Below are 10,331 nucleotides of genomic sequence, written 5' to 3'. Positions count from 1 at the left end.
GAGCAGGACGCCGGCGCCATGCCGGCCGCTGCGGCGCAGGCGCCGGTGCCCGCATCGGCCGGTGCGCCGGCACGCGGCGACCTGCTGGCCGACGACGAGGGCGCGCTGCACGAGGGGCAGATGCGCAAGACCGAGTTCCTCGATGCGCTGCGGCTGGCGATCTGCGCCGCCGTCGACGAAGGCCTGGTGGGCACCGGCCGCGACTCGCAGGGCTGCCCGTGGATCGATCACTGGCTGGACTACTACCGCTCGCGCAGCGCGAGCCAGGTCGAACTCTCGCTGCGGCGCTATGCGCCCGAATCGCGCGGCGCATCGAGCGTGGCGGGCTACATCGGCGCGGTGGCGGCGCGGGTGCAGCGCAGCGCGCGGGCCTGGGCCGCCACCGGCGAGATCAGCGGGCTGCCCGAGGACATGCCCGACTCCCCGATGGCCGGCGGCGGGGTGCTGAACGCCTTCGGCGGCATGTTCTTCAAGGGCCGGCCCGGCGGCGCGCAGGCCGCGCGGCCGCCGGCCTCGGTGCAGCACGAGCTGGGGCAGGGGCAGCCCTTGCCGACGCCGGTGCGCGAGCGCATGGAGCCCGCCTTCGGCACCAGCTTCGCCGACGTGCGCCTGCACGACGATGCCACCGGCAGCCGGCTCTCGGACGACTTCAACGCGCGCGCCTTCACGGTCGGTCGCCACGTGGCCTTCGGTGCCGGCGAGTTCCGGCCGGGCACGCCCGGCGGCGATGCGCTGATCGCGCACGAGCTCGCGCATGTCGCGCAGCAGGGCGGCGCCTCGGGCGCGAGATCGGCGCAGGACGCAGGGCCGCTGGAAGCCGACGCGGACCGCAGCGCCGCCGCGTTCGTCAGGCAAGGCTGGCTCGGCGCACGCGAGGCGGCGCGCGACGTGGCCCCGCGCCTGAAGAGCGGGCTGACCTTGTCGCGCTGCTCGAAGGACAAGTCGAAGGTGGCGCAAGGAAAGGACCTGCACGCCGGCACCGCGCAGCCCGACGCCACCACCCAGCAGGCCGTGCAGCGCGAACTGCATCCGGGCGCGGCGGGCTCCGGCCCGACGCTGGCCGACTGGGATGCCCTGAGCACAGCGCCGGGAACGGCCCTCCAGAAGGCGGCGCGCAAGGCCGACCTGAAGACGAAGGTGACCGATGCGATGCGCCTGGAACTCGACGCGAACATGCCAGGCATCCATGCCATCGCAGGCCCCGCGCGGGTGCCGATCGCCGACCTCGAAGGGCCGGGCAACGCGGCGAAGAAGGTGGTGGACCAACGCTTCGACGAATGGATTTCCGTGGCGGCCCTGACGCCGGGCCAGGCGGCCGTGCGGCACGGCTTCGCCTTTCGTGCATCGGGTGCGAACCAGAACCTGTTCGACGCCAACGACAAGACCCAGCGCGCGCTGGCCGGGCTTCCGATCGACGCCCACGACCTGGCGGGCTGGATCGCCGAGACGGCGGGCTCCGCAGCCATGGCGCCGCACAACTTCAGCCCGACCCGCGGCGGCGAGGAGCAGACCTTCCTGGAGACCGAGWTCGTGGCGCCGTTCGTGGCGGCGCGCCAGGCGGACCTGGAGCTGTTCGATCTCTTCGGCTTTGCCCTCACCGATCCGCGCACCGGCAAGATCGTCATCGGGACCGCGCCGGATCCCTCCCTGAGCACGACCGCGGGCTCGGGCGGGGCGCCATCCCCGGCACAGCGCAACGTGCGCTGGTCGGCCTGGGAGACGCTGGTCCACGAATACATCCACACGCTGGAGCATCCGGTGTTCCATTCGGCGGGAGGCGCCAACAACCGCATCATGTCGGAGGGCTTCTGCACGATGTTCAGCGAAGAGGTGCTGCTCGACCAGATCCCCAAGGCGCCGAAGAACGCATCGCTGCGCGCCGAGATCGAGGGCGGAAGCTTCCCCGAGCCACCGGCGGGCACGGTGCCCCCGTTCGAAGCCGGCAGCTACGCGGATTTCCTGGCGCACGCGACGGCGATCCGCGGCAAGGTGGGCGACAACGCCGTGAAGGCGGCCTTCTTCCAGGGCCACGTCGAGTTCCTCGGGCTGGAGCCGGGCGGCGGCACCACGGCACCGGTCGCCGCCGCGGCGCGCGACCTGCTGAGCGTGCCGGCGGGCATCACGACCGTGGACCAGCTGGCCAAGGCAGCCAACGTCGCGGTGGCCGACATCGCCGCGGCCAATCCGGGGCTGACGGGCAGCACCGTCATCTCCGGCAGCGTGCGCATCCCGGGCGCCCGCGAGCACATCGTGGTGTCGGCCGGGACGGGCGGCTCGGAGACCCGGGCGCAGATCGCGAAGCAGAATGGCATCACCGAGTCGGCGCTGGCCGATGCCAACCCGGCGGCGCCGTGGGGATCGCTCACCGCCGGCATGCGTTTGCTGATTCCCAAGCCATGAAGATCCGCCATGCCACCCTTGCGCTGCTGGCAGCCACGCTGCTCGCCGTCCATCCGAACCCGGAGGCCGAAACGATGAATGCACCGGAACCGTCCGCCTGCGTGAACGCGCTGCGCGCCTTGGCCGAGGGCCGCCTCGACGCGTGGCATGGCCTGCCCCCGGGCTGCAGCAGGCAGGATGCCGAAACGGCCTACGGGCCCGGCGCCGGCGGCCCCGACGGCGTCGCGTCGCTGGCCGGTACGCCGACGGCGTTCAGGCGCTATGCGCGGTCTGCGCAGGTACCGCGCGACGTGCAGGTGTGGCTGCGCGACGGTGCGATCCTGGGCCTGGAGGTGAACGACCTGCAGCCGGCGCGGCCCATCGCGGACATGCTTGGCGAGCCCGAGGCCAGCGAACGCTCGGGGGTCGGCAGCGTGCACACGCAACGCATCCATGCGTCGCGCGGGCTGGTGCTGCACGTGCAGAACATCACCGGCGCGATCGTGCGCGCCTACGGGTTCGCGCCTTGCACGCTGGAGCAGTTCCGCACCCTGCCCTGGGGGCAGGTGCGCGTCGAGCGGCGGCCGATCCGGCCGCCTCGCTGACGAGATCGCCGGCATGCCCCTCCTGCCGCATTCCCGCTGGCTGCGACCGCGCGTGACGGTCTTCGGCCGCTGCGTGTCGAGCTTCCAGGTCTGCGGCGCAGTGGGGCTGCTGCTCGCCACCGGGCTGGTCTCGGTGCTGGCTGCGCACCAGGGCCTGTCGGCCATCGTCGTCGCCTGCCTGCTGGCGAGCGGCCTGGCGACGGCCTTCGTGCTCGCGATGGCGACCAAGGTCCTCACCGGCCGCGAGGCGCTGGTGTTCTACCACCACGAGATCGCGATCCTGTCGACGGGTGCGCTGCTGCTGCAGGCGCTCGGCGCGCCGGTGCTGCGCTATCTCGACCTGAATGCCCTGTGGCTCGGGGCCTTCCTGGTCTGCGGGCGACAGGGCTGCCTGATGGTCGGCTGCTGCCACGGACGGCCGCACCACTGGGGGGTGCGGTACAGCGACGCGCATGCGCGCGAGGGCTTTGCCGCCTGCTACGTCGGCGTGCGGTTGTTCCCGATCCAGGCCCTCGAATCGATGCTCGTCGCGGCGATCGTCGCGGCCGGCAGCGTCATGGCGTGGCGCGGCGATCGCGCGGGCAGCGTGCTGTGCTTCCATGTGGTGAGCTATTGCGCCGTGCGCATCTGGCTCGAGGAACTGCGCGGCGATGCGGCGCGTCCGTATTGGGGCCGGTTCTCGGAGGCGCAATGGACCTCGGCCGCGTTGATGGCCCTGGTGCTGGCCGGCGAATGGCAGGGCCGGCTGCCGCGGACGCACTGGCACCTGGGCGTGGGCCTGGCGACTGCCCTCGGGTTGACGGTGCTCGCCGTGGCGGGCCGCGCCCGGCACCGCATCCTCGCGCCGCGTCATGCGGGCGAAGTCGCCGGCCTGATCCACTCGCTCGCCCTGCCGCAGCAGGGGCCGATCGCGGTGCGGCGCACGTCGCAGGCCTTCGGCGTGTCGACGCAATCGCTCGGCTGCGTGGGCGGCCGTCCGGTGGCGCTCTATTCGCTGTCGCACGCCGGGCGCCGCCTGGAGGCCGGCGAAGCACGTGCACTGTCGGGATTGATCGCGAACCTGATCGGTGCGCGCGGCGTGCGCGACCTGCTGCGCGGCAGCCGGGGCATCTACCACCTGATCGTGCGGGAAGCGCGGCGCTGAGCCGCCCGCCCGCAGCCACCAAGGAGACGCCATGCCCATCCCTTCCTGTGAGCCGGCGCGCATCCACCCGCCGCATCCGTCCTCGCGTGGCGGCCACGCGCTGTGGGCCCGCTCGGTGCTGCGGTTGCAGCAGACGGTGGGCAACCGCGAGGTGCTGAGGTTGATCGGGCAGTCGCAGCCGGCCGAGACGGCCGCGCAGGCGATGCCGGTGGTGGCCTGCGTGCCCGAGCCCGAGCCCGTACCCGCGCCTTGGCGGCTGCGCGTGCTGGCCGCCATGCGGCGGCTGCGGCCGGGCTCCGCTGCGCAGCCGCAGGGCGACACCGTCGTCCTGCTCGAGGACAAGCGATGACGCGGCCCGACGCCTTGATCCTCGGCATCGACGTCGGCTCGACCACCGTCAAGACCGTGGTGGTCGATCCCGCCAGCCGCGCCATCCTCTGGTCCGACTACCGCCGCCACGAGACGCGGCAGGCTGCCGTGGTGGAGGACCAGTTGTCGGCGATCGAGGCGCAGTTCGGCGCCGTGCCGCCCGCGTCGATGCGCGCCTTCATCACCGGCTCCGGCGGGCCGCCGCTCGCGCCGCTCGTCGGCGCGAAGTTCGTGCAGGAGGTCAATGCGGTGACGATCGCCGTCGACGCCTTGCATCCGGAGGTCGGCAGCGTGATCGAGCTCGGCGGGCAGGACGCCAAGATCATCATCTACAAGCCCGCGCCGCCCGGTGCGGCGGCTTCAGACCGGCGCGTGATCGCCTCGATGAACGACAAGTGTGCCTCGGGCACCGGCGCGACCATCGACAAGTGCGTGCTGAAGGTGGGCCTGGCCGCCGAGGCGCTCGCCGCGCTGGCGTGGCAGCCCGGCAAGCTGCATCCGGTGGCCGCCAAGTGCGGCGTGTTTGCCGAGACCGACATCGTCGGCCTGCTGAAGGCCGGCCTTCCGGCCGAGGAGATCATGTGCTCGCTGGCCGACGCCATCGTGGCGCAGAACCTCTCGGTGCTGACGCGCGGGCACACGCTGCAGCCGCGCGTGCTGCTGCTCGGCGGGCCGAACACCTACCTGCCATTCCTGCAAGGCTGCTGGCGGCAGCGCATCGCCGAACTCTGGCAGTCGCGCGGGCTCGCCGTTCCAGGCGACCTGACCATCGAGGAACTCGTTTTCGTGCCGGCGCATGCCGAGCTCTACGCCGCCTACGGCGCCGCGGTGTTCGGCCTGCAGGAGCCGCCGCAGGTGGGCCGCTACGCCGGCCTGCCGGCTTTGCGCGCATCGATCGCGCAAGGGCGCGGCGCCCGGGCGCTGCACGCGCAGGGTCCGGCCCTGGTGGCGAGCGATGCCGAGCGCGATGCCTTCGTCGAGCGATTCCGCGCCCTGCCTTTCGTGCCGGCCGCCTTCGCGCCGCGGCAGGTGGTGCGCGCCTTCGTCGGCATCGACGGCGGGTCCACCTCGTCGAAAGCGGTGCTGGTCGACGAGGCGGGCGAACTGCTCTTCAAGGACTACCAGCTCTCGCAGGGCAACCCGCTGGCCGACGCGAAGCAGATCCTGCAGCGCGTGCGCGACTTCGTGGGCGGGCAGGGGGCCACGCTGCAGGTACTGGGCGTGGGGGCGACCGGCTATGCGGCGGACATCCTCGAACAGACGCTCGATGTCGATGCGAACATCGTCGAGACGGTCGCGCACATGATGTCGGCCCGGAGTGCCTTCGAGGATGCCGACGTGGTCTGCGACGTGGGCGGGCAGGACATCAAGGTGCTCTTCATGGCGGCCGGCGAGATCCGCAACTTCCGCCTCTCCAACCAATGCTCGGCCGGCAACGGCATGCTGCTGCAGGCGATGGCGAGCCAGTTCGGCGTCGCGCTGCAGGACTATGCCGAACTGGCCTTCCGCGCGCGGCTGAGCCCGCAGTTCAACTACGGCTGCGCGGTGTTCCTCGACACCGACCGCGTGAGCTTCCAGAAAGAGGGCTACGGCAAGGAGGAACTGATGGCGGGCCTCGCGCTGGTGCTGCCGAAGAACATCTGGCAGTACGTGGTGCAGCTGCCGCGCCTGGACCAGCTGGGCCGCGTCTTCGTGCTGCAGGGCGGCACGCAGCACAACCTGGCGGCGGTCAAGGCGCAGCACGACTACATCGTGCAGCGCGTGCCGGGCGCGGTGGTGCACGTGCACCCGCACTGCGGCGAGGCCGGCGCCATCGGTGCGGCGCTGGAGGCTCGCCGGGTCGTCGGGCGGCGCGGGCACAGCCGCTTCGTCGGGCTCGACGCGGCCATCGGCCTGGCTTACACCACGCGCAACGACGACGGCACGGTCTGCCATTTCTGCGCCAACGCGTGCAAGCGGACCTTCATCGATGCCGCGACGCCGCAGGGCCGGACGAGCCGCTACATCGCGGGCTTCTCGTGCGAACACGGCACGGTGGAATCGAAGGAGGCGCTGAAGGCGCTGGTGTCGCACCGCAAGTCGCTGAAGGCGCAGTTTCCGAACCTGGTCGACTACGAGGCCGAGCTGGCCTTCAAGGCCTTCCACACGCCGCAGCCGCTGCCGGACGCGGGCACGCCCTTGCAGCAAGTGCGCCGCGCGAGGAGCTGGAAGTCGCTCTGGCTGGCGCCGGTGCGCGGTTTCGAGCGATCGGCGGGCGCGGCCCGGCGCGCCGCCTTGCGCATCGGCATGCCGCGGGTGCTGAACATGTACTCGACCGGGCCGCTGTGGCGCGCCTACTTCGAGGCGCTCGGCGTGGCACCGCGCAACATCGTCTTCTCCGACGTCACGAGCGAGGAGATGTGGGAGGCCGGCGGGCGCTACGGATCGATCGATCCCTGCTTTCCGTCGAAGGTGGTGCAGGCGCACATCCACGACCTGCTGCTGGTGAAGCACAAGCTGCGGCCGCTCGACTTCATCTTCTTTCCCTGCCTGACGCACCTGCCGAGCTTCGTGCGCGGCATGCCCGACACCACCGCCTGCCCGATCGTGGCCGGCGTGCCCAAGGTGATGCGCGCGGCCTTCACCAAGGAATGCGACCATTTCGCGCGCGGGGGCGTGGCCTACGTCGATCCGGCGATCACGCTCAACGAGCCCGGCTTCATGCAGCAGCAGATGTTCGAGGCCTGGGGCGAGCGCCTGGGCGTGACGCGCGACGAGAGCGACTTCGCGCTCGACCAGGCCTGGGCGGCGCTGCGCTGCTTCGACAGCGAGATGCAGCGCCGCGGCATGCTGCTGCTGGAGCAGCTGGAGGACGAGGACAAGGTCGGCATCCTCGTGCTCGGCCGGCCCTACCACGGCGATCCGGGGCTCAACCACGGCGTGCTCGACGAGTTCCAGGCGCTCGGCTACCCGGTGCTGTCGATCCGCTCGATCCCGAAGGACCCGCAATGGCTGGCGCGCTTCTTCGGTGGCGATGCGGATGTCCTCGGCGTGGCCGACGTGTGGCCCGAGGCGTATTCGACCAACAGCGCCGAGAAGGTCTGGGCTGCGAAGTTCGCGGCCAGGCATCCGAACCTGGTGGTGCTCGACTTCTCGAGCTTCAAGTGCGGCCACGACGCGCCGACCTACGGAATGATCGACAACATCGTCGCGGCGAGCGCCACCCCGTACGCGGCGCTGCACGACATCGACGCCAACAAGCCGTCGGGCTCGATCAAGATCCGCGTGCGGACCTATGCGCACACCTTGCAGCGCCACGCCGAGAAGCTGCAGGACCTGCGCGCCGCGAAGGACGAGCTCGCGCAGCGCATCGATGCCCGGCGGCGCGAGCTGCGGGCCCGCCGGCAAGGCGGGCGCGTGGTCGGCAGCGACGCGGCCGATCAGAGCTACGCCGCATGGGTCGACGAAGAGAAGCCGATCCGCTTCGCACCCGTCGAGCCGAGGAGCGGGCGCGCGTGCGAGACCGCGGTGAAAGCGCAGCCGATCACGATTCATCGGAGGCCAGCATGAATGCACCGGACGGCAACGCGACCCGCAGCGTGGTCTGGCTGCGCGACGAACTCGCGCAGGCGGCGGACATCGAGCGCGAGCTCCAGCAGTTCGAGCGCGACGAGCGCGTGCGGCTCGGCCTCGCCGCCACGCCGGCCGTGCATTGGCGAGACGCCGCGCCGCAGCGCTTCAGCTGCGCCGAGCGGGCCCGCACGACGCTGCTGTGCGGCGGCCTGACGCAGGCCCAGGACCTGCTGATCCAGGGCGCGCTCCGGGGCATCGGCTACCAGGTCGAGGTGCTCGGCACGCCGGACAACGAGGCGTTGCGCTTCGGGCGCGAGTTCGGCAATCGCGGCCAGTGCAATCCCACTTATTTCACGGTCGGCAACCTGGTCAAGCACCTCGTGACCCTGCGCGATGTGCAGGGCCTGGGCACGCAGGAGATCATCGAGCGGCACGTCTTCGTCACCGCCGGGGCCTGCGGCCCGTGCCGCTTCGGCACCTACGCGACCGAGTACCGCAAGGCGCTGCGCGATGCGGGCTTCGCGGGCTTTCGCGTGTTGCTGTTCCAGCAGCAGGGCGGCTTGCGGCAAGCCTGCGGTGGCGGCGACGGGCTGGTGCTGGACCGGCGCTTCTTCTTCGCCGTGCTGCGTGCGGTGATCGCGGGCGACGTGCTCAACGCGATGGGCTACCGCATGCGGCCCTACGAGTGCGTGCCCGGCGCCACCGAGGCGGCACTGGCGCGCTGCAAGACCTTGCTGCACGACGCGCTGGCCACGCGCGGCAGCCTGCTGGCAGCGCTCTGGACCTGCCGCAGGCTGCTCGGCGGCGTGGCACTCGATCGCTCGCAGGTCAAGCCCAGGGTATCGGTGATCGGCGAGTTCTGGGCCATGACCACCGAAGGCGACGGCAACTACCGGCTGCAGGCTTTCCTGGAAGCGGAGGGCGCCGAGGTGGATGCGCAGCCCGTCACGGCCTGGCTGCTCTACAACGTGTGGCAGCTGCGCTGGGACACGCGCCGGCGCATGAAGCTGCAGCAGGCCGACCCGGGCCGCCACGGCCTGGCAGGCAAGCATCCGTTGCGCCGGCTCGCGCTGGCGCGCGCAGCCGATGCCGCGTTGCGCAGCACCTACGCGCTGTTCGCCGTGACGCTCGGCCTGAAGGCATGGCGCTTGTGCGACCTGGACGAGATCGCGACCTTGTCGCACCCGTTCTACGACAACCACCTTCGCGGCGGCGAAGGGCACATGGAAGTCGGCAAGCTGATCCAGAGCGTGAAGCACCGCAAGGCGCACATGGTCGTCAGCGTCAAGCCCTTCGGCTGCATGCCTTCTTCCGGCGTCTCGGACGGCGTGCAGTCGCTGGTGGTCGAAAAGTACCCGCAAGCCATTTTCTGCACCATCGAGACCACGGGTGATGGCGCCGCCAACGCCTACAGCCGGGTCATGCGAGACCTGTTCAAGGCGAAGCTGCTGGTGCGGAAAGAGCAGGAAGCGCTTCGTCGCGGCTGAGGCCCTCGCTCACCGATTGGCGCAAAACCCGAACGATGTACCGGCCCCGGCCTGCAGCACCTGGTTCCAGGACACGCCACTGGCGGTGACGGTGCTGCCGCTTTGCGACAGCGTGGCATTCCAGGAGGTGTAGGTGGTGCCGGCGACGCTGAAGGACACCGTCCAGGTCAGCGGTGTCGCATTCGGGTTCGTCACGGTGACGTTGCTGCAATAGCCCTGGCCCCAGTCGTTCGCCACGGCGATGCCCGTCGTGGCCGGCAGGGCGGCTCCGCCGCTGCCGCCTCCCCCGGACGAGCTGCCGGGAGACGGCAGGACCTTCGGGAACTGGAGGCCGAGATCGATCTCCGTCGTGACGGCCAGCGCCACGCCCGTCGCCGTGATCACCTGGCCGAACACGTCCGTGATCTGCAGGTCGTAGGGCCCCGGCCCCATGCCGCTCGGGGCGATGAAGTAGTTGTACATCTCGCGCCCGAGGGCGCTGTACGCGCCGCTGCCGCCGCCGGGTCGCCAGGCGAGGGACGCGACCGGGCTGCGATGGTCGCGCACCTGCACGCCGGCCCACCATTGGCTGGAGCCCTCTTTGAAATAGACCTTCGCCGCCGGCGGCGTGCACGACACGTACTTCCAGCTGATCGGAATGCGGCCGGCCCCCAGTGGCGAGATGCCGGCAAAAGCCTCTTGCGACAGGTCGACATCGCCGGGTGCGCATTCCGGACAGCGGTCGTCCACCCGCACGACCACCGACTGCTGAGTATTCAGGTTCGTCACCTCGATGCAGGCGCCGCAGGCCTGGGC

General features: G+C 71.2%; 7 protein-coding genes. 6 read left to right on the top strand and 1 reads right to left on the bottom strand.

Annotated features, from left to right (window positions below):
* The 6 genes from AC1D01_RS09690 to AC1D01_RS09665 all read left to right on the top strand — a co-directional run.
* A partial coding sequence (locus AC1D01_RS09690) for an eCIS core domain-containing protein (RefSeq protein WP_477865834.1) occupies positions 1-2,400 on the top strand: 2,400 nt, incomplete at its 5' end.
* A complete protein-coding gene (locus AC1D01_RS09685) occupies positions 2,397-2,984 on the top strand; it encodes a hypothetical protein (RefSeq protein ID WP_477865833.1) in 588 nt (195 codons plus the stop codon). The genes AC1D01_RS09690 and AC1D01_RS09685, both read left to right, overlap by 4 nt.
* 13 nt (positions 2,985-2,997) lie before the next feature.
* Complete coding sequence (locus AC1D01_RS09680) at positions 2,998-4,128, top strand: prolipoprotein diacylglyceryl transferase family protein (RefSeq protein ID WP_477865832.1); 1,131 nt, start codon at positions 2,998-3,000, stop codon at positions 4,126-4,128.
* A 31-nt stretch (positions 4,129-4,159) separates the two neighbouring features.
* Positions 4,160-4,477 (top strand): hypothetical protein, encoded by a 318-nt coding sequence (locus AC1D01_RS09675; RefSeq protein WP_477865831.1) that lies wholly within the window; start codon positions 4,160-4,162, stop codon positions 4,475-4,477.
* Positions 4,474-8,046 (top strand): BadF/BadG/BcrA/BcrD ATPase family protein, encoded by a 3,573-nt coding sequence (locus AC1D01_RS09670; protein ID WP_477865830.1) that lies wholly within the window; start codon positions 4,474-4,476, stop codon positions 8,044-8,046. The genes AC1D01_RS09675 and AC1D01_RS09670 overlap by 4 nt, the downstream gene beginning before the upstream one ends.
* On the top strand, positions 8,043-9,536 hold the full coding sequence (locus AC1D01_RS09665; RefSeq protein ID WP_477865829.1) for a hypothetical protein: 1,494 nt from the start codon (positions 8,043-8,045) through the stop codon (positions 9,534-9,536). The genes AC1D01_RS09670 and AC1D01_RS09665 overlap by 4 nt, the downstream gene beginning before the upstream one ends.
* 9 nt (positions 9,537-9,545) lie before the next feature.
* Here the strand turns inward: AC1D01_RS09665 and AC1D01_RS09660 are convergent.
* Positions 9,546-10,331, bottom strand: a 786-nt coding sequence (locus tag AC1D01_RS09660) for an expansin EXLX1 family cellulose-binding protein (RefSeq protein ID WP_477865828.1), incomplete at its 5' end; no start/stop codon positions are given.

This window comes from Rhizobacter sp. P3_B12 (assembly GCF_056402895.1).
The sequence above is the reverse complement of the archived record's forward strand: the minus strand, read 5'-3'. Positions and strand labels throughout refer to the sequence as shown.

Excerpts from the sequence above, each read along its gene's own strand:
- AC1D01_RS09685 (WP_477865833.1), top strand. The coding sequence starts at position 2,397 with ATGAAGATCCGCCATGCCACCCTTGCGCTGCTGGCAGCCACGCTGCTC.
- AC1D01_RS09680 (WP_477865832.1), top strand. The coding sequence starts at position 2,998 with ATGCCCCTCCTGCCGCATTCCCGCTGGCTGCGACCGCGCGTGACGGTC.
- AC1D01_RS09675 (WP_477865831.1), top strand. The coding sequence starts at position 4,160 with ATGCCCATCCCTTCCTGTGAGCCGGCGCGCATCCACCCGCCGCATCCG.
- AC1D01_RS09670 (WP_477865830.1), top strand. The coding sequence starts at position 4,474 with ATGACGCGGCCCGACGCCTTGATCCTCGGCATCGACGTCGGCTCGACC.
- AC1D01_RS09665 (WP_477865829.1), top strand. The coding sequence starts at position 8,043 with ATGAATGCACCGGACGGCAACGCGACCCGCAGCGTGGTCTGGCTGCGC.